Raw genomic sequence first — 18,548 nt, forward strand, 5'->3', positions numbered from 1 at the left:
TCCCCGGTCCGTGAGACCTCCGTGAGACCTTGTGGTGATTTCCGCTTCCGCGCCGCACGAGAGTGCTTGCGGAAGCGGAACGCGTGGCCCCATACACGAAACACAGGTCTACACCAATTCCTGGCAGACACTTGTCACCCGGCCCGCGGCCTGATGAGCTGTCCTCCGGGACACAACGGACACCCTGGGAATGGGAGATGTCGTGAGCAACGAGAGCCTGGCCAATCTGCTCAAGGAGGAGCGGCGGTTCACACCGCCTGCCGATCTGGCCGCGAACGCCAACGTGACCGTGGAGGCGTACGAGCAGGCCGAGGCGGACAGGCTGGGCTTCTGGGCCGAGCAGGCCCGTCGTCTGACCTGGGCCACGGAGCCGACCGAGACGCTCGACTGGAGCAATCCGCCTTTCGCGAAGTGGTTCGCGGACGGCAAGCTCAACGTCGCGTACAACTGCGTGGACCGTCATGTGGAGGCGGGCAACGGCGACCGGGTCGCCATCCACTTCGAGGGCGAGCCCGGTGACAGCCGAGCGATCACCTACGCGGAACTGAAGGACGAGGTCTCCCGGGCCGCCAACGCCCTCATCGAACTCGGTGTCGGCAAGGGCGACCGGGTCGCCGTCTACCTGCCCATGATCCCCGAAGCCGCCGTCGCGATGCTGGCCTGCGCCCGCATCGGCGCAGCGCATTCGGTGGTCTTCGGCGGCTTCTCCGCGGACGCGATCGCCGCCCGTATCCAGGACGCCGACGCGAAGGTCGTGATCACCGCCGACGGTGGGTACCGCCGGGGCAAGCCTTCCGCGCTCAAGCCCGCGGTGGACGACGCCGTCTCGCGAATCGAGAGCGTCGAGCACGTGGTCGTGGTTCGGCGCACCGGGCAGGACACTGCATGGACGGAGGGCCGGGACGTCTGGTGGCACGACGTCACGGGCAGGCAGTCCGCCGAGCACACCCCTGAGGCGTTCGACGCGGAACAGCCGCTGTTCATCCTGTACACCTCCGGGACGACGGGCAAGCCGAAGGGCATCCTGCACACTTCGGGCGGTTACCTCACCCAGACGGCCTATACGCACCATGCGGTGTTCGACCTGAAGCCCGACACGGACGTGTACTGGTGCACCGCGGACATCGGCTGGGTCACCGGGCACTCGTACATCGTCTACGGCCCGCTGGCCAACGGGGCTACGCAGGTCATGTACGAGGGCACCCCCGACACCCCGCACCAGGGGCGGTTCTGGGAGATCGTCCAGAAGTACGGCGTGACGATCCTCTACACCGCGCCGACGGCGATCCGTACGTTCATGAAGTGGGGGGACGACATCCCCGCAAAGTTCGATCTGTCGTCCCTGCGCGTGCTCGGTTCGGTCGGTGAGCCGATCAACCCCGAGGCCTGGATGTGGTATCGCAAGAACATCGGTGCGGACAGGTGCCCGATCGTGGACACGTGGTGGCAGACCGAGACGGGCGCGATGATGATCTCGCCGCTGCCCGGGGTCACCGCGACCAAGCCCGGTTCGGCGCAACGCGCCCTGCCCGGTATCTCCGCCACGGTGGTGGACGACGAGGCCCGTGAGGTGCCGGACGGCGGGGGCGGTTATCTCGTCCTGACCGAGCCGTGGCCGTCGATGCTCCGCACCATTTGGGGGGATGACCAGCGTTTCCTCGACACCTACTGGTCCCGGTTCGAGGGCAGGTACTTCGCCGGGGACGGCGCCAAGAAGGACCACGACGGCGACATCTGGCTGCTGGGCCGGGTCGATGACGTCATGCTCGTGTCCGGTCACAACATCTCCACCACCGAGGTCGAGTCGGCTCTCGTGTCGCACCCGGCGGTCGCCGAGGCGGCCGTTGTCGGCGCGAACGACGCGACGACCGGACAGGCCATCGTCGCATTCGTGATACTGCGCGGCACAGCGACCACGTCCGAAGAACTGGTCACCGAACTCCGCAACCACGTCGGCACGACGCTCGGCCCGATCGCCAAGCCCAAGCGAGTCCTGCCCGTGGCCGAACTGCCCAAGACCCGCTCCGGCAAGATCATGCGCCGTCTGCTGCGCGACGTCGCCGAGAACCGGGAACTGGGCGACGTCACCACACTCACCGATTCGTCGGTCATGTCCCTGATCCAGACACAGCTGCCCTCAGGACCTGCCGAGGACTGACGGCGAAGTCCCCCGAGGATCTGAAGCAGCACGCAGGACTGGAACCCGCCGGGACATGTACGGCTCCGAGGGGCATCCGACAACACGCCGGATGCCCCTCGGCGCATCCGGCGCGCGCCCCGTCGGCCGGGCCCCCGGTCGAACCCGGGCCGCGCTGCGCCCAAGCCCAGCCGCGCCCGGCCGGTCCCGCGCCCGGCCCGCGCACCGGACCGGAATCCGGCACCGCAGGTAGGATGGCCACTTCGCCGACGGAGCAAGTCGGCTGGTCAACGTCAACGACACACAACAGGACAGAAATCTCCACAGGGGCGCCGGGAAGTCTGGTCGGCATGTGCTTCGTCATGCCATCACTGCCATCCCCGACCGGAGGTCTCCTGTGGCCGCGCCTGCTCCCCCGCCCCCTCGCCGCACCCTGCTGGGCCGTCTTTCCCTGCCCGAGCGGAACTACATCGCGGACGCCCTGCGCACCGAGACCGTCGGCGGCGTCCTTCTCCTGGTCGCAGCCGTCGCAGCACTGATCTGGGCGAACACCTTCGGCTCCGCTTATGCGGCTGTCAGCCATTTCCACTTCGGGCCCGAAGTGCTGGGGCTCAACCTCTCCGTGGCCCACTGGGCGGCCGACGGCCTGCTGGCCGTCTTCTTCTTCGTCGCAGGCGTCGAACTCAAGCGTGAACTGGTAGCCGGCGAACTCCGTGACCCCAGAGCCGCGGCCCTTCCCGTCGCCGCGGCTCTCTGCGGTATGGCCGTCCCCGCCGTCGCCTACACCCTGACAGTGGTGCTCGGCGGGGGTTCGGCAGCCGGCTGGGCCGTTCCCACTGCCACCGACATCGCGTTCGCGCTCGCCGTCCTCGCGGTCATCGGTGCGTCACTGCCGTCAGCGCTGCGCGCCTTCCTACTGACGCTCGCCGTCGTCGACGACCTCTTCGCCATTCTGATCATCGCAGTCTTCTTCACCGACACCATAGACTTCCTGGCTCTCGGCGGAGCCTTCGCGGGCCTGGTCGTCTTCTACGTGCTGCTGCGCACCGGCGTTCGAGGCTGGTACATCTATCTGCCGCTGGCGCTGGCCATCTGGGGGCTGATGTACAACAGCGGCGTCCATGCCACCATCGCCGGGGTGGCCATGGGCCTCATGCTCCGCTGCTCCCGCCGCGAAGGCGAGTCCCAGTCCCCCGGCGAACACATCGAGCATCTGGTGCGCCCCCTCTCGGCCGGCGTCGCCGTGCCGTTGTTCGCCCTCTTCTCCGCGGGTGTCACCCTCAGGGGCGATGCTCTGGCCGGCGTGTTCACCAGGCCCGAAACGCTCGGTGTGGTTCTCGGTCTGGTCGTCGGCAAGACCGTCGGCGTCTTCGGGGGGACGTGGCTGGTCACCCGCTTCACCAAAGCCGAGCTGAACAAGGACCTGGCCTGGGCGGATGTCTTCGCGGTGGCCACGCTGGCCGGAATCGGCTTCACCGTTTCGCTGCTCATCGGCGAGCTCGCGTTCGCGGGCGACGAGGACATGATCAACGAGGTCAAGGCCGCGGTCCTCCTCGGTTCCCTCATCGCCGCCGTACTCTCCGGTGTACTGCTGAAACTCCGGGTACGGAGATACAGGGCCCTGTACGAGGCGGAGGAGCTCGACGAGGACCTGTCGGGCGTTCCTGACGTCTACGAGCAGGACGACCCGGACTACCACCTGCGGATGGCCGCCATATACGAAAGGAAGGCGGCCGAGCATCGCCGCCTTGCCGAACAGGCGGGGGCAGCGAGCGGCAAGCCGGACAGTCCGGCATGATCTGACAACGGATGTACGGAAGAGGAGAGGGAGTCAGGGATGAGCGACCCCGGCAACTATGCGGGCAGCACCGACCGTAGTCTCGGGCAGCTGTTCGCCTCGGCGACCGCCGAGATGTCCGCGCTGGTGCACGACGAGATCGCCCTGGCGAAGGCCGAGGTGCGGCAGGACGTCAAGCGCGGCGTGATCGGCAGCGTGGCGTTCATGGTCACGGGCGGGCTGCTCCTGTTCGCGATCCCCATGCTGAGCTTCGCCGCGGCCTACGGGATCCACAATCTCGGACTCGGCCTCGCCTGGTCGTTCCTGATCGTGGGCGGCGCGTTCATCCTTCTGGGCATCCTCATCGCCCTGTTCGGCCTCGCCAAGTTCAAGAAGGTCAAGCCGCCGGAGAAGTCCATCGCCTCCGCCAAGCAGACCGCGGCGGTCCTTCAGGGCGTCAAGCCGCACCCGCGTCCCACCGTCTCCGCACGCGCGATCGAACGCGCGCAGGGCAGCTCCCTCGCCGACAAGGCCATCGAGGCCCGTCCGGTCCAGGACGAGGCGAACTCTGTGACACGCTCATCCGCATGACCGTCCCCGACATCAGTCCGCCCGGCCCGACGGGGCCGACCGGCCCGGCAACCGCCCCCGGTGGCCCCGTACGCCTGGACGGCCCCTGGACCCACCGCGACGTGGCGGCGAACGGTGCCCGCTTCCACATCGCGGAGCTCGGTGACGGGCCGCTGGTGCTGCTGCTGCACGGCTTCCCGCAGTTCTGGTGGACCTGGCGCCATCAGCTCACCGCGCTGGCCGACGCGGGATTCCGCGCCGTCGCGATGGACCTGCGGGGCGTGGGCGGGAGCGACCGAACGCCCCGGGGCTACGACCCCGCCAACCTGGCGCTCGACGTCACCGGGGTGATCCGGTCGCTGGGTGAGCCGGACGCGGCACTCGTCGGCCACGACCTGGGCGGTTACCTGGCCTGGACCGCCGCCGTGATGCGGCCGAAGCTGGTACGCCGCCTCGCTGTGTCGTCCATGCCCCATCCGCGTCGCTGGCGCTCCTCGATGCTCTCCGACGTTGCCCAGTCCAGGGCGGGTTCGCACATCTGGGGCTTCCAGCGGCCGTGGGTACCGGAGCGTCAGCTCGTCGCGGACGACGCGGCGTTGGTCGGCCGGCTGATCCACGACTGGGCGGGGCCCCGCACCCCGGACTTCCCCGGGGATGCCACCATGGACGTCTACCGGCGCGCGATGTGCATCCCGTCGACGGCGCACTGCTCGATCGAGCCGTACCGCTGGATGGTGCGCTCGCTGGCCCGTCCGGACGGCCTCCAGTTCAACCGGCGGATGAAGCGGCCGGTGCGCGTCCCGACACTTCACCTGCACGGCTCCCTCGATCCCGTGGTGCGTACCCGCAGCTCCGCCGGATCCGGCGCGTACGTCGAGGCACCGTATCGTTGGCGGCTTTTCGACGGTCTGGGGCACTTCCCCCAGGAGGAGGACCCGGTCGGTTTCTCGACCGAACTCATCAACTGGCTCAAGGATCCCGAGCCCGACCGGTAGCCGCTGGGAACAGGTGTCCGACGAACGGGCATTGCCTGCCGCATAAGCCAATTGGCTGACTCGCACACGATTACCGACCATGAGTCACGGGCAGACGTCGGTGTATGGGCTGGACGCGCGACTTCAGTGACGCAGCACGCAACCGCCGCTCGACCGCTCCTGCTGGTCCGAGCGCTCATGAGGGGGGCGGCTCCGGGAGCCGGGTGCACGATGTGAGCGATTTTCATGATCTCCGGCTGGGCATTCCGCGCATCCTCCACCGTCGGGCTCGCTGGGTCTCGGCACGGCTGCGCCACCCCCGGGCCTGACAGAAGCCCGGCGGGCGGAACGCGAGGACAGGCAACGACACGCATGGCACGGTTCCACGGCTCTCGGGGCCGTGGAACCGTCCGTTCACTCACACACGTCCGGCCCCGCCCGGACGAGGGCCCGGCCTACAGCGCACACCCCTGGGTGTCGACCTGCTGGACGGCGGACCTGCCGAGGTCGATGTCCTCGCGGATCTCGTCGGCCGTGAGGGCGTAGCCGGTCTCGGGGTCGTCGAGCGACTTGGCGAACACCACTCCGTACACCTTGCCGTCCGGGGTGAGGAGCGGACCTCCGGAGTTGCCCTGACGCACCGTCGCGAAGAGTGAGTACACGTCACGCTGCACGGTGCCCCGGTGGTAGATGTCCGGGCCACCCGCGTCGATACGGCCCCGGATACGGGCCGAGCGTACGTCGTAGGCGCCGTTCTCCGGGAAGCCGGCGACGATGGCGCTGTCGCCGCTCCTGGCGTCGTTCTCCGTGTCGGTGAAGCGGAGGGGATCCGCGTCGAGGTCCGGGACGTCCAGCACCGCGATGTCCCGCCGCCAGTCGTAGAGGACGACCTTCGCGTCGTACAGCCGGCCTTCGCCGCCGATCTGGATCGTCGGTTCGTCCACGCCGCCGACGACGTGCGCGTTGGTCATGACGCGGCGGTCGGAGAAGACGAAACCGGTGCCTTCGAGCACCTTGCCGCAGCCGGGCGCCATGCCGACGACCTTGACGATGGACTTCTTCGCTCGGGCGGCGACCGGGCTGCCCGCCAGTGCCGGATCGGGCGCCTGCACCTCGGTGATGGGCTCGTTGGCGAAGGGGCTGAAAACCTGGGGGAAGCCGTTCTGAGCCAGCACTGAGGAGAAGTCCTGGAACCAGGTGGACGCCTGGTCCGGCATGACGCGGGAGACTCCGAGCAGGACCGAGGAGCTGCGGACGGCCTTGCCGAGGGTCGGCAGCGAGGTGCCCGCCAGCAGCAGACCGATCAGCCAGGCGACCAGCAGCATGGCCACCACGTTGACGAGCGCGCCTCCCGTGGCGTCCAGGGCGCGCGCGGGCGACCAGGTGATGTACCTGCGGAGTTTGCTGCCCAGGTGGGTGGTGAACGCCTGGCCCACGGAGGCGCACACGATCACGATCACGACCGCGACGATGGCGGCCATGGAGGAGACCTCGGATCCGTCGGTCACCTTGTTCCAGATGACCGGAAGCAGGTAGACGGCCACCAGGCCGCCGCCCAGGAAGCCGATCACGGACAGGATGCCGACGACGAAACCCTGGCGGTAGCCGATGACCGCGAACCATACGGCGCCGACCAGCAGCAGGATGTCCAGCACGTTCACCGTCTATAGCCTCGCAGATTCGTCACCTGGCCCGTCCGGTTCGACGGGGTCCGGGCCAGGCCCGGAACAGCGCAGCACGGGGGTCAGCCTGTCATGCGCGCCAGTCGAGCGGCACCTGCTTGGCCCGGTCCCAGGGGCGTTCCCAGCCCGCGTAGTGCATGAGACGGTCGATCAAGCCGGCCGTGAAACCCCAGACGAGTGCGGATTCGACCAGGAATGCCGGGCCTTGGTGGCCGCTCGGGTGGACGGCCGTCACGCGGTTGGCCGGATCAGTGAGATCCGCCACGGGGACGGTGAAGACCCGCGCGGTCTCGGCCGGATCGACCACCCCAACCGGGCTGGGCACCCGCCACCAGCCGAGGACGGGCGTGACGACGAAGCTGCTCACCGGGATGTAGAGCCGGGGCAGTACGCCGAAGAGCTGGACGCCGCCGGGGTCCAGGCCCGTCTCCTCCTCGGCCTCCCGAAGCGCCGCCCTGAGCGGCCCGGTGGTCCCGGGGTCGCCGTCCTCCGGGTCGAGGGAACCTCCGGGGAAGGACGGCTGGCCCGCATGCGAGCGCAAGGTGCCGGAGCGCTCCATCAGCAACAGCTCCGGGCCGCGCTCGCCTTCGCCGAAGAGGATCAGGACGGCCGACTGCCGGCCCGCACCGCTCTCCGGCGGTAGGAAGCGGCTCAGCTGCTGGGCACGGACGTTCCGCGTGGCCTGTGCCACGGGGTCGAGCCAGCCCGGTAGCCCCTCGGTGGTGACGGCGACCACGCTGTCCTGCGGCACGTCCCTCTCCGCGGCGGCCGCCTGCCGTGCGGTTCTTGTGCGCTGTGCGTGCGTCATGGGCACCCCCTCAGGTCTGAACGCATGCCGTCCACCATTTCGTTCCGAGTGGCGCCGCACGGCACCCTTACGAGAACGCTCCTCACCCGGCCCCCAGGGGCGGAGCAGGCCTGCCCGGGTAGTCCGGGGGCGGGCTGAGGCGCTGGCCCGGATAGCCGCCCAGCTCGTACTTCAGGAGCTTCCTGGCCTTCTCCGGGTCCGTCTCCCCCTCGCCGTACGAAGGGCAGAGCGGGGCGATCGGGCAGGCTCCGCAGGCAGGCTTACGGGAGTGGCATACGCGACGGCCGTGGAACACGACGCGGTGGGACAGCATCGTCCATTCGCTCTTGGGGAAGATCGCGGCGACCTCGGCCTCGACCTTCTCAGGGTCCTCCTGATCGGTCCACTTCCAGCGGCGGACCAGCCGCCCGAAGTGGGTGTCCACCGTGATGCCGGGCACGCCGAACGCGTTGCCGAGGACGACGTTCGCCGTCTTACGGCCGACACCCGGCAGCGTCACCAGATCTTTGAGCCGGCCCGGAACCTCACCGCCGAAGTTGTCCCTGAGGGAGGCCGACAGGCCCATCAGTGACCGTGCCTTGGCCCGGAAGAAACCGGTCGGCCGGATGATCTCCTCCAGTTCCTCGGGCACGGCGGCCGCCATGTCCTCGGGTGTCGGATACCGGGCGAACAGGGCGGGCGTCGTCTGGTTCACCCTCAGGTCGGTGGTCTGCGCGGAGAGCACCGTGGCAACCAGGAGCTCGAAGGGATTACGGAAATCCAGCTCGGGGTGGGCGTACGGATACACCTCGGCGAGCTCGCGGTTGATCCGGCGGGCACGGCGGACCATCGCCAGATGCGACTCGGGCTTGGCCGGCTTCTTGCCCGGGGTCACTCCCGACGGGCGTTTCGCGGCGTTCTTCCGGCCTTGTACGGGCTGTTCACCCACAGCGGAATCCTCGTCCTCCGACACCCCATCAGCCCCCTTGGCCTGCGTTCTCACCGGCTTTCCGGACACCCGGCCAGCCTAGAGCCACGCACCGACATCCGCCCCGGTCACCGCGTATCCACGCCCGATCGGCCCCCTGCCGTAGGGTCCGGCACGCCCGTGCGTCAAACTGGTTTGTGATTGATCGCACTGTTTTACCGTCCGGCATCATGGGGACCACGCTTCCCTGAGCAGGCCGACAAGGAGAGAACTCGTGGACGACGTTCTGCGGCGCGCCCCGCTTTTCGCGGCGCTCGATGACGAGCAGGCCGCGGAGCTCCGCGCCTCGATGAGTGAGGTGACCCTCGCACGCGGTGACGCGTTGTTCCACGAGGGTGACCCGGGCGACCGCCTCTATGTGGTGACCGAGGGCAAGGTGAAGCTCCACCGCACGTCCCCCGACGGGCGGGAGAACATGCTGGCCGTCCTCGGCCCGGGCGAGCTGATCGGGGAGCTCTCGCTCTTCGACCCGGGTCCGCGCACCGCCACCGCGACGGCGCTCACCGAGGTCAAGCTCCTCGGTCTCGGCCACGGCGACCTCCAGCCCTGGCTGAACGCACGCCCCGAGGTGGCCACGGCACTGCTGCGCGCGGTCGCCCGCCGCCTGCGCAAGACCAACGACCAGATGTCCGACCTGGTCTTCTCCGACGTGCCGGGCCGTGTCGCCCGTGCGCTCCTCGACCTGTCCCGCCGCTTCGGTGTGCAGTCGGAGGAGGGCATCCACGTCGTGCACGACCTCACGCAGGAAGAGCTGGCCCAGCTGGTCGGCGCCTCCCGCGAGACGGTCAACAAGGCCCTCGCGGACTTCGCCGGCCGCGGCTGGCTGCGCCTGGAGGCACGGGCCGTGATCCTCCTGGACGTGGAGCGTCTGGCGAAGCGCTCCCGCTGACCCGCATCCGCAGCCGTTCCGTGAGAGGCCCCACTGTCCTCGGGTTCCCACGGTCCTTGCCACACCCGTGACCTGTGGGAGTGGCGAGGATCCCTTGAACCGAGGCCCGGCGGGGCCTCTCGCGTTCCGGACGGGGTCTGCCGCTGCCGGGGACCGCACCGGTCACTCCTGGATCAGCCCGTGTTCGGCCAGATACTCCATCTGGGCCCGGACCGACAGCTCCGCCGCCGGCCACAGCGAACGGTCGACGTCCGCGTACACCGCCGCCACCACCTCCGCGGGCGTGCGGTGTCCGCTCTCCACGGCCGTCTCGACCTGGGCCAGCCGGTGGGCCCGGTGGGCGAGATAGAACTCCACGGCGCCCTGGGCGTCCTCCAGCACCGGCCCATGGCCGGGCAGCACCGTGTGCACCCCGTCGTCGACGGTCAGTGAGCGCAGTCGGCGCAACGTGTCCAGGTAGTCACCCAGCCGTCCGTCCGGGTGCGCGACGACCGTCGTGCCCCGTCCGAGGACGGTGTCGCCCGTCAGCACGGCACCGTCGGCGGGCAGGTGGAAGGAGAGCGAGTCCCGGGTGTGCCCCGGGGTGGGGACCACTCGGAGTTCCAGACCGCCCGTGGTGATCACATCCCCCTCCGCCAGCCCCTCGTCGCCGAGGCGCAGGGCCGCGTCCAGGGCCCGCACCTTCGTACGGGACAGCTCGGCGAAGCGTGCGGCACCCTCCGCGTGGTCCGGGTGGCCGTGGGTGAGCAGCGTGAGCCCGACGCGCCGACCGGACCGCTCCGCGGTCTCGATGACGGCCCGCAGGTGACCGTCGTCGAGTGGCCCCGGGTCGATCACCACCGCGAGGTCGGAGTCCGGCTCGGCGATGATCCAGGTGTTCGTGCCGTCCAGTGTCATCGCGGAGGCGTTGGGGGCCAGGACGTTGACCGCCCGGGCCGTGGCGGGCCCCGAGAGGGCTCCGCCGCGAGGCTGCCCGGGCAGGAGCGAGGCATCGCTCATGGGGCACCCCCGTCCTCGCCGCCGGCCTTCCCCGTGGCGGAGGCGTCCCTGGCCTCCTCCGGAGGGGAGACGTCCCCGGCCGGGACGTTCTTGGTGAACTCGTCATGACCCGGCCAGCTCAGTACCAAGGTGTCGCCCTCCATGCGGGCCTCTGCGAGCACAGGAGCGAGGTCCTGGGCGTCCGCTGCCGCCAATGCCTCGGCGGCCGTCCCGTACGGCCTCAGCGCCCGCAGTGTGGCCACGGTCGGCGGCATCATCAGGAGTTCGCCCCGGTCGTAGCGGTCGGCTGCGTCCCCGGGGCGGATCCAGACCGTCCGATCGGCCTCCGTGGAGGCGTTCCGGGTGCGCTGGCCCTCCGGGAGCGCGGCGACGAAGAACCAGGTGTCGTACCTGCGCGGTTCGAACGCAGGAGTGATCCAGCGTGCCCACGCGCCCAGCAGGTCCGACCGCAGGACGAGCCCCCGGCGGTCGAGGAAGTCGGCGAAGGACAGCTCTCGGGCGACGAGGGCCTCACGGTCGGCCTCCCAGTCGGCGCCCGTGGTGTCGCTCACGACGGTGCCGGCGGTCGGTCCCGCCAGCAGGACACCCGCCTCCTCGAACGTCTCACGGACGGCGGCACAGACGACGGCCTGTGCCTCTGCGGCCGTGTCCACACCGAGCCGCTCGGCCCAGCTCTCCAGGGACGGTCCCGCCCAGCCCACGAGGTGGTCGTCGTCGCGCGGATCGACCCCACCACCCGGATAGGCGTACGCGCCCCCGGCAAAAGCCATGGAAGCGCGCCGTCGGAGCATGTGGACGGCAGGGCCCGGGCCGTTCTGCCCCGGACGGCCGTCACGCAGCAGCATCACCGTGGCCGCGCGCCGGGGGGTCACGGCCTTCAGATCGCCGCTGGCGAGGGCCCTGATCCGGGCGGGCCATTCCGGTGGGTACCACTGACCGTTGGGCATGGCCGGAGGCTATCCGGAACCGCGCCGATGTTCGAGAGGCGCAGGGCCCCCACCGGCAGGGGGCGGCCCGGTCACACCCTGCCGTAACCGGCCCCGCGCTCGGGGTCCTGCCTGACACACGTGATCCCGCCGCCGTCGGGGGACGGGGCGGGATCGGCGGGACGGCACCGGCCGGTCCCCGGCTCAGTCCTCGACGAGCTCCACCTGGACCTCGATCTCCACCGGGGCGTCCAGGGGCAGCACCGCGACTCCGACGGCGCTGCGCGCGTGCACGCCCTTGTCGCCCAGGACCGCGCCCAGCAGCTCACTCGCGCCGTTGACCACGCCCGGCTGCCCCGTGAAGTCGGCGGCCGAGGCGACGAAGCCCACGACCTTCACCACCCTGGCGATCCGGTCCAGGTCACCGGCGACCGACTTCACGGCCGCCAGAGCGTTCAGCGCGCAGGTCTTCGCGAGCTCCTTGGCCTCGTCCGGCGTCACCTCGGCGCCGACCTTGCCGGTCACGGCGAGTTTGCCGTCCACCATCGGCAGCTGGCCGGAGGTGTACACGTACACCCCGGAGCGCACCGCGGGCTGGTACGAGGCCAGCGGCGGGACGACGGCCGGGAGGGTCAGGCCGAGCTCGGCGAGCTGTGCCTCGACGGCGCCCGCCACTACGCCTTCTCCCGCTTCAGGTAGGCCACGAGCTGCTCGGGGTTCGGGCCGGGCACGACCTGGACCAGCTCCCAGCCGTCCTCGCCCCAGGTGTCCAGAATCTGCTTGGTCGCGTGCACGAGAAGAGGCACTGTCGCGTATTCCCACTTGGTCATGAGCAGACTGTAATGCCTGGCACAGACGGTCCCATGCGTAGCCTGCCTGCCGACTGGTTAGGCTCGAGGACGTGAGCAGGTTCCAGGTCGTCAGCGGCAAGGGCGGTACCGGTAAGACCACGGTCGCCGCCGCCCTCGCGCTCGCCCTCGCGGCCGAGGGCAGGCGTACCCTCCTCGTCGAGGTCGAGGGCAGGCAGGGCATCGCCCAGCTCTTCGAGTCGGAGGCCCTCCCGTACGAGGAACGCCGGATCGCCGTGGCCCCGGGAGGCGGGGAGGTCCACGCCCTGGCGATCGACGCCGAGCGGGCGCTCCTGGACTACCTCCAGATGTTCTACAAGCTGGGGAGCGCGGGCCGGGCGCTCAGGAAGCTCGGTGCGATCGACTTCGCCACCACCATCGCGCCCGGGGTCCGGGACGTCCTGCTGACCGGCAAGGCCTGTGAGGCCGTACGCCGCAAGGACAAGCAAGGCCGGTTCGTCTACGACCACGTGATCATGGACGCCCCGCCCACCGGCCGCATCACCCGTTTCCTCAACGTGAACGACGAGGTGGCGGGGCTGGCGCGGATCGGCCCGATACACAATCAGGCGCAGGCCGTGATGCGCGTCCTGAAGTCCCCCGAGACCGCGGTCCACCTGGTGACGCTCCTGGAGGAGATGCCGGTCCAGGAGACCGCGGACGGCATCACGGAGCTGCGGGCCGCCAAACTGCCCGTGGGGCGGATCGTGGTGAACATGGTGCGCCCGCACCTCCTGGACGAGGAGGCGCTGCGCTCGGCGTCGGGTGGTCGGCGTAAGGAGCTCGCGAAGGTCCTGACCCGGGCCGGCGTGACCGGTTCCGCCGGGCTCGTCCGCCCTCTGGTCGAGCAGGCGGCCGAACACGCCCAGCGCGTGGAGCTCGAGCGGGAGCAGCGCGCGGTGCTGGCCGGACTGGGGCTGCCCACGGCCGAGCTCCCTCTGATGAACGAAGGGATGACCCTGGCCGCGCTGTACGAACTGGCGTCCGAGTTCCGTAAGCAGGGTGTGGGCGACGAGACGGCCGACATCGCGGGGCAGGGCTCCGGGGAGAGTGGGCGACGGGGGTCCGGAGGCGGCGGGACGGGACCCAGAGGCACCGGGCAAGGCGGCTCCGGACAAGAGGTGGGGTCATGACGCTGGGTACGGACATCGCACCGGGACTCGACACCGACGCACTGCTGGACGACCGGGGGATCCGTATCGTCGTGTGCTGCGGTTCCGGCGGCGTCGGCAAGACCACGACGGCGGCGGCACTCGGGGTACGGGCTGCCGAGCGTGGCCGCAAGGTCGTCGTCCTCACCATCGACCCGGCCCGTCGGCTCGCCCAGTCGATGGGCATCGACCAGCTGGACAACATCCCGCGCCGGGTCGAGGACATCGACGGTGCGGGGGCGGGCGAACTGCACGCCATGATGCTCGACATGAAGCGCACCTTCGACGAGACGGTCGAGGCGCACACGGACGCCGAGCGGGCCGGCGCGATCCTGGAGAACCCCTTCTACCAGTCGCTGTCGGCAGGTTTCGCCGGCACCCAGGAATACATGGCGATGGAGAAGCTCGGGCAGCTGAGGGCGCGCGACGAGTGGGACCTGATCATCGTGGACACACCGCCGTCCCGCTCCGCCCTCGACTTCCTCGACGCGCCGAAACGTCTCGGCTCTTTCCTGGACGGAAAGTTCATCCGCCTGCTGATCGCCCCGGCGAAGATCGGCGGGCGGGCCGGCATGAAGTTCCTCAACGTCGGTATGTCGATGATGACGGGGACACTCGGCAAGCTGCTCGGGGGTCAGTTCCTCAAGGACGTACAGACCTTCGTCGCGGCGATGGACTCCATGTTCGGCGGTTTCCGCACCCGGGCCGATGCCACGTACAAGCTGCTGCAGGCGCCCGGCACGGCCTTTCTCGTGGTCGCGACGCCCGAGCGGGACGCGCTGCGCGAGGCCGCCTACTTCGTGGAGCGGCTCGCCGCCGAGGAGATGCCGCTGGCCGGTCTGGTACTCAACCGGGTGCACGGCAGCGAGGCCGCACGGCTCACCGCGGAGCGGGCGCTGGCCGCCGCAGAAAATCTTGACGCTGTCGGCATTGTGGATCATTCGGCCGGGAAGGCTGGCCTGTGCGACCCGGTGGACGCACCGGTCGTCACCTCTCCCGACACCCCCGCGTCACCGCTCTCCCCCGAGCCGCACGACCGCACGCCCCGTGCCTCCGAGCCGCAGGACCGCCCCACCCGCACCCCCGAACCGCACGGCGCGCCCGAGCCACACACCCCGTCAGCTCCACCCGTCCCGTCGACGGGGGACGGGGACGAAGCCCTGCCCTGCGACGCCGTGTCCGTGGAGCAGTTGGCCGCAGGCCTGCTGCGGCTGCATGCCGAGCGGATGCAGGTCGTGGCACGCGAACAGCGGACACGTGACCGCTTCACCGCGCTGCATCCTGAGGTCCCGGTGGCCGAGGTGGCCGCGCTGCCCGGTGACGTGCACGACATCTCGGGTCTCCGGGCCATCGGCGAACGGCTCGCGGCCGGTCCCCCACCACCCGGAGCGGCGTAGACCGCTTCCCGGCGGCCTTCCTCTGCGGAGCTGCCCCCGCGCGGCCGGCCCGCGGCGGCGTACGTCTCGAGCGCTCGCCTTTTGGAAGCGTGCGCCTCCTGCGCTCACCCCACCGCGGCGTACGTCGGGTGCAGTTCGTCGTCGTCCAGGCCCACTGCGGCGGGCAGCATGCCCGTGGACCGCTCGTATTCACTGCGCGCAGTCTCCAGCAGCCGACGCCACGACGTGACGGTGGGCCGGCGGCGCAGCAGCGCGCGGCGTTCCCGCTCCGTCATCCCACCCCACACGCCGAACTCGACGCGATGGTCCAGCGCATCGGCCAGGCACTCGGTCCGCACCGGGCATCCGGTGCACACCGCCTTGGCCCTGTTCTGCGCTGCCCCTTGTACGAACAGTTCATCCGGATCGGTAGTGCGGCAGGCTGCCTGCGCACTCCAGTCGGTTACCCAGCCCATCCCGGCGCCGTCCTCTCCCGAATCGAGGCTCCCCCACGGCGACAGCGGCATATTCACCGCTGCCAGTTGAGGACGTTACGGAAGGTGGCGACAGCACAACACCCCCTTCGGGCCCAATCTTGAATGGCCCGAACGGACTATGCGTACGCGGCAGATCACCCAGAGGAGTGAGGGGAGGACATGCGGGATCTTCCCGAGAGAATCGGGACAAGAAGCCCAAGCCGCAACGGATATTCAGGGACAAGCGGGGCGAATTCGGGAGCGCCTCGCGAGTGGCTGAATTACTCAAGGGCCGTGCACGGGGGTTGATGCGTCTTCGGACTGCTGTGACAGTTGAGAGCAGCTTAGGCCAAGGCCTGTCCGTCTGTCCGGCGAATCGGAAGTCGGCCTCCTCGCGCCGCCGTGCCCTCGGACTCCGGGAGGGACGGGGCCGGCGCGGGCCCGCCGTCCGCCTCCCGAGCCGCTCGCGGGCCGCCCGTGGCGCTCGCCTGCGGCCCGGACGCGCCCGGATGTCACGATCCGGCACTGGAACATCGCGAGAGGGACCCGCTCCACCGGAACGCCCTTCCCCACGGATTAGGCTGCCCTCATGCCAAAGAAGCGCTCAGGCGGGGGTCTCACGACGACCCAGCAGGCCGCCAAGTTCCTCGGTGTCGCCGCGCTCTCCGGAGCGGTGCTGGCCGGCATCGCGTTGCCGGCCGCCGGAGCACTGGGGCTCGCAGCCAAGGGGACGGTCGAGGGATTCGACGAGATCCCGTCCAACCTCAAGACTCCACCGTTGAGCCAGCGGACCACGATCCTGGACAACGAGGGCGGTGCGCTCGCCACCGTCTATTCGCGTGACCGCACCGTCGTCCCGCTCAAGGACATCTCCCCGTACATGCAGGACGCGATCATCGCGATCGAGGACTCGCGCTTCTACGAACACGGCGCGGTGGACCTCAAGGGCATCCTGCGCGCGATGAACCGGAACGTGCAGGCGGGCGGCGCCGCCCAGGGCGCCTCGACGCTCACCCAGCAGTACGTGAAGAACGTCTTCGTCGAGGAGGCGGGCGACGACCCGGACAAGGTCGCGGAGGCCACCCAGCAGACCCTGGGCCGCAAGGTCCGTGAGCTGAAGTACGCGATCCAGGTCGAAGAGGAGCTCGGCAAGAAGAAGATCCTGGAGAACTACCTCAACATCACGTTCTTCGGACAGCAGGCCTACGGCATCGAAGCGGCCTCGCAGCGCTACTTCTCCAAGCACGCCAAGGACCTGAATCTCCAGGAAGCCGCGATGCTGGCCGGCCTCGTCCAGTCGCCGACCCGGTACGACCCGGTCAACGACAAGGAGGAGGCGACCAAGCGCCGCAACACCGTGCTGCAGCGCATGGCGGCCGTCGGGGACATCTCGCAGGACGAGGCCGCCAAGGCCATCGCCTCCCCGATCGAGCTGAAGGTGAAGAAGCCGAGGAACGGCTGCATCACCGCTGTCAGCGGCTCCGGGTTCTTCTGCGACTACGTACGCAAGACCATCCTCACCGACCCGGCCTTCGGCAAGACCGAGGAGGAGCGTTCCAAGCTCTGGAACCTCGGCGGTCTGACGATCAGGACGACGCTCGCCCCGCGTGCGCAGGAGGCCGCCAACGAGGCCGCCACCTCGAAGGTCAACAAGGACGACAAGGTCGCCGCCTCGGTGGTCCAGGTCGAGCCCGGCTCAGGCAAGATCCTCTCGATGGGCCAGTCCCGCCCGTACGGTCTGGACCAGAAGCAGCACGAGACGGTGCTCAACCTCGCCGTCAGCAACAAGATGGGCGGCAGCACCTTCGGCTTCCAGGTCGGTTCGACCTTCAAGCCGATCACCGCGGCCGCCGCGCTGGAGAAGGGCGTCAGCCCGGCGCAGACCTTCGACACGGAGTGGAAGACCTCCGTTCCGCTCAACACCTACCGGACCTGCGCCGGCGGCCCCGCCGGTGGCGGTGACTGGTCCGTCCAGAACGAACTGGAGACCGAGAAGGGCTCGTTCGACATGACGAGCGCCCTCGGGAAGTCCATCAACACCTACTTCGCGATGCTGGAGCAGAAGGCCGGCCTGTGCGAGACCCTCACGATGGCCAAGAAGGTCGGTTACCAGAGGGGTAACGGCAAGCCGCTCACGGAGAACCCCTCCATCACCCTCGGCACCACGGAGAGCACTCCGCTCGCCATGGCCTCCGCCTACGCCGCCTTCGCCAACCGTGGCACGTACTGCACGCCGATCGCCATCGAGTCGATCAAGGACGCCAACGGCAAGAAGCTGAGGGTGCCCGCGTCCGACTGCTCACGCGCGATGAGCGAGACGACCGCGGACACGATCAACCAGATGCTCAAGGGCGTCGTCGAGGACGGCACCGGCACCCAGGCCGGCCTCACCGACCGCGACAACGCGGGTAAGACGGGTACGACCGAGAACCGCGTGGACGCCTGGTTCGTCGGCTACACGCCGAACCTGTCCACAGCGGTGTGGGTCGGCGCCGACATCGGCAAGAAGGTGCCGATGTACGACATCAACATCGGCGGCCAGTACTACGACAAGGTCTGCGGTGGCTGTCTGCCGGGCCCCATCTGGAAGATCGCGATGACCGGTGCGCTGAGCGCCTCGGAGACCCCGTCCTTCCATCCGATCACGGTGCCGCGTGCGAAGCCGAAGGAGGACAAGGAGCAGGACAAGGGGAAGGGCGGTGAGGGCGACGGGAACGGCGGCGGCAACGAGAAGCCCGGCGGGGACCCGATCGGCGGCATCACCTTCCCGCCCGGCGTCATCGGCGGGAACGGCGGGCACGGCGGCGGGCGCGGTGGCAACGGTCCCTGACCGGCCGCGGCTCCCGCAGGGTGCCTGAGGGGCTCTGCGCACTCAGCGCCTCGGAGTCCTCGGCGGCTCGGGATCCGAGTGGGCCGCGGCCTCCGGGCCCGCGTGCGAACAGACATGAAGGAGGGGCGCTCCCCGGGG

17 protein-coding genes are annotated in these 18,548 nt (G+C 69.7%); 9 read left to right on the top strand and 8 right to left on the bottom strand.

The window, feature by feature from the left end; all coding sequences use genetic code 11:
- The first annotated feature begins 190 nt into the window (after window positions 1-190).
- From acs to ACH4VO_RS24490, 5 genes are all read left to right on the top strand, one after another.
- On the top strand, window positions 191-2,158 hold the full coding sequence (acs, locus tag ACH4VO_RS24470; protein WP_360991316.1) for an acetate--CoA ligase: 1,968 nt from the start codon (window positions 191-193) through the stop codon (window positions 2,156-2,158).
- Between the two features lie 376 nt (window positions 2,159-2,534).
- Window positions 2,535-3,935: a Na+/H+ antiporter NhaA gene (gene nhaA, locus ACH4VO_RS24475; protein WP_360991319.1), complete on the top strand. Its 1,401-nt coding sequence runs from the start codon at window positions 2,535-2,537 to the stop codon at window positions 3,933-3,935.
- Between the two features lie 39 nt (window positions 3,936-3,974).
- Complete coding sequence (locus ACH4VO_RS24480; protein WP_360991321.1) at window positions 3,975-4,505, top strand: phage holin family protein; 531 nt, start codon at window positions 3,975-3,977, stop codon at window positions 4,503-4,505.
- Window positions 4,502-5,479 (top strand): alpha/beta hydrolase, encoded by a 978-nt coding sequence (locus tag ACH4VO_RS24485; RefSeq protein ID WP_360991324.1) that lies wholly within the window; start codon window positions 4,502-4,504, stop codon window positions 5,477-5,479. Before ACH4VO_RS24480 ends, ACH4VO_RS24485 begins: the two co-directional genes overlap by 4 nt.
- 104 nt (window positions 5,480-5,583) lie before the next feature.
- Window positions 5,584-5,787, top strand: a complete 204-nt coding sequence (locus tag ACH4VO_RS24490) for a hypothetical protein (RefSeq protein WP_360991327.1) — start codon at window positions 5,584-5,586, stop codon at window positions 5,785-5,787.
- A gap of 126 nt (window positions 5,788-5,913) precedes the next feature.
- On the opposite strand, the gene ACH4VO_RS24495 is transcribed toward ACH4VO_RS24490, so the two are convergent.
- The 3 genes from ACH4VO_RS24495 to nth all read right to left on the bottom strand — a co-directional run bounded on the left by ACH4VO_RS24495 (window position 5,914) and on the right by nth (window position 8,876).
- Window positions 5,914-7,119, bottom strand: a complete 1,206-nt coding sequence (locus ACH4VO_RS24495; RefSeq protein ID WP_360991330.1) for a MarP family serine protease — start codon at window positions 7,117-7,119, stop codon at window positions 5,914-5,916.
- A 91-nt stretch (window positions 7,120-7,210) separates the two neighbouring features.
- Window positions 7,211-7,948: a CoA pyrophosphatase gene (locus ACH4VO_RS24500; protein ID WP_360991332.1), complete on the bottom strand. Its 738-nt coding sequence runs from the start codon at window positions 7,946-7,948 to the stop codon at window positions 7,211-7,213.
- An 82-nt stretch (window positions 7,949-8,030) separates the two neighbouring features.
- Window positions 8,031-8,876: an endonuclease III gene (gene nth, locus ACH4VO_RS24505; protein WP_398441366.1), complete on the bottom strand. Its 846-nt coding sequence runs from the start codon at window positions 8,874-8,876 to the stop codon at window positions 8,031-8,033.
- Window positions 8,877-9,129: 253 nt separating this feature from the next.
- On the opposite strand from nth, the gene ACH4VO_RS24510 reads away from it, so the two are divergent.
- Window positions 9,130-9,804 (top strand): Crp/Fnr family transcriptional regulator, encoded by a 675-nt coding sequence (locus ACH4VO_RS24510; protein WP_014046869.1) that lies wholly within the window; start codon window positions 9,130-9,132, stop codon window positions 9,802-9,804.
- 162 nt (window positions 9,805-9,966) lie between these two features.
- Here ACH4VO_RS24510 and ACH4VO_RS24515 read toward each other — a convergent pair whose 3' ends face one another.
- The 4 genes from ACH4VO_RS24515 to ACH4VO_RS24530 all read right to left on the bottom strand — a co-directional run bounded on the left by ACH4VO_RS24515 (window position 9,967) and on the right by ACH4VO_RS24530 (window position 12,559).
- The gene (locus ACH4VO_RS24515; RefSeq protein ID WP_360991335.1) at window positions 9,967-10,803 is read right to left on the bottom strand and encodes an MBL fold metallo-hydrolase; all 837 of its coding nucleotides are present in this window, start codon (window positions 10,801-10,803) and stop codon (window positions 9,967-9,969) included.
- Window positions 10,800-11,750: an NUDIX hydrolase gene (locus tag ACH4VO_RS24520; protein WP_360991338.1), complete on the bottom strand. Its 951-nt coding sequence runs from the start codon at window positions 11,748-11,750 to the stop codon at window positions 10,800-10,802. Before ACH4VO_RS24520 ends, ACH4VO_RS24515 begins: the two co-directional genes overlap by 4 nt.
- 183 nt (window positions 11,751-11,933) lie before the next feature.
- On the bottom strand, window positions 11,934-12,404 hold the full coding sequence (locus tag ACH4VO_RS24525) for a RidA family protein (RefSeq protein WP_360991341.1): 471 nt from the start codon (window positions 12,402-12,404) through the stop codon (window positions 11,934-11,936).
- Window positions 12,404-12,559 carry a DUF4177 domain-containing protein gene (locus tag ACH4VO_RS24530; RefSeq protein WP_139131402.1) on the bottom strand — a complete coding sequence of 52 codons (156 nt, stop codon included), beginning with the start codon at window positions 12,557-12,559 and terminating at the stop codon, window positions 12,404-12,406. The genes ACH4VO_RS24525 and ACH4VO_RS24530 overlap by 1 nt, the downstream gene beginning before the upstream one ends.
- A gap of 71 nt (window positions 12,560-12,630) precedes the next feature.
- Between ACH4VO_RS24530 and ACH4VO_RS24535 the strand changes: the two genes are divergently transcribed.
- Window positions 12,631-13,710, top strand: coding sequence for an ArsA-related P-loop ATPase (locus ACH4VO_RS24535; RefSeq protein ID WP_360991344.1), 1,080 nt, complete (start codon window positions 12,631-12,633; stop codon window positions 13,708-13,710).
- Window positions 13,707-15,125 carry an ArsA-related P-loop ATPase gene (locus ACH4VO_RS24540; RefSeq protein WP_360991346.1) on the top strand — a complete coding sequence of 473 codons (1,419 nt, stop codon included), beginning with the start codon at window positions 13,707-13,709 and terminating at the stop codon, window positions 15,123-15,125. The genes ACH4VO_RS24535 and ACH4VO_RS24540 overlap by 4 nt, the downstream gene beginning before the upstream one ends.
- Before the next feature lie 104 nt (window positions 15,126-15,229).
- Here ACH4VO_RS24540 and ACH4VO_RS24545 read toward each other — a convergent pair whose 3' ends face one another.
- On the bottom strand, window positions 15,230-15,580 hold the full coding sequence (locus ACH4VO_RS24545; RefSeq protein ID WP_360991478.1) for a WhiB family transcriptional regulator: 351 nt from the start codon (window positions 15,578-15,580) through the stop codon (window positions 15,230-15,232).
- Between the two features lie 589 nt (window positions 15,581-16,169).
- On the opposite strand from ACH4VO_RS24545, the gene ACH4VO_RS24550 reads away from it, so the two are divergent.
- Complete coding sequence (locus ACH4VO_RS24550) at window positions 16,170-18,410, top strand: transglycosylase domain-containing protein (RefSeq protein ID WP_360991349.1); 2,241 nt, start codon at window positions 16,170-16,172, stop codon at window positions 18,408-18,410.
- The last annotated feature ends 138 nt before the right edge of the window (window positions 18,411-18,548 follow it).

Origin of the sequence: Streptomyces sp. NPDC020780, assembly GCF_044334475.1 — a bacterium.
Taxonomy (GTDB): domain Bacteria; phylum Actinomycetota; class Actinomycetes; order Streptomycetales; family Streptomycetaceae; genus Streptomyces.

Bases quoted from the DNA above. Each gene is read 5' to 3' on its own strand.
- ACH4VO_RS24490 (WP_360991327.1), top strand. From the start codon at position 5,584: ATGGGCTGGACGCGCGACTTCAGTGACGCAGCACGCAACCGCCGCTCG.
- acs (WP_360991316.1), top strand. From the start codon at position 191: ATGGGAGATGTCGTGAGCAACGAGAGCCTGGCCAATCTGCTCAAGGAG.
- ACH4VO_RS24515 (WP_360991335.1), bottom strand. From the start codon at position 10,803: ATGAGCGATGCCTCGCTCCTGCCCGGGCAGCCTCGCGGCGGAGCCCTC.
- ACH4VO_RS24550 (WP_360991349.1), top strand. From the start codon at position 16,170: ATGCCAAAGAAGCGCTCAGGCGGGGGTCTCACGACGACCCAGCAGGCC.
- ACH4VO_RS24530 (WP_139131402.1), bottom strand. From the start codon at position 12,559: ATGACCAAGTGGGAATACGCGACAGTGCCTCTTCTCGTGCACGCGACC.
- ACH4VO_RS24520 (WP_360991338.1), bottom strand. From the start codon at position 11,750: ATGCCCAACGGTCAGTGGTACCCACCGGAATGGCCCGCCCGGATCAGG.
- ACH4VO_RS24540 (WP_360991346.1), top strand. From the start codon at position 13,707: ATGACGCTGGGTACGGACATCGCACCGGGACTCGACACCGACGCACTG.
- ACH4VO_RS24545 (WP_360991478.1), bottom strand. From the start codon at position 15,580: ATGGGCTGGGTAACCGACTGGAGTGCGCAGGCAGCCTGCCGCACTACC.
- ACH4VO_RS24485 (WP_360991324.1), top strand. From the start codon at position 4,502: ATGACCGTCCCCGACATCAGTCCGCCCGGCCCGACGGGGCCGACCGGC.
- ACH4VO_RS24480 (WP_360991321.1), top strand. From the start codon at position 3,975: ATGAGCGACCCCGGCAACTATGCGGGCAGCACCGACCGTAGTCTCGGG.
- ACH4VO_RS24500 (WP_360991332.1), bottom strand. From the start codon at position 7,948: ATGACGCACGCACAGCGCACAAGAACCGCACGGCAGGCGGCCGCCGCG.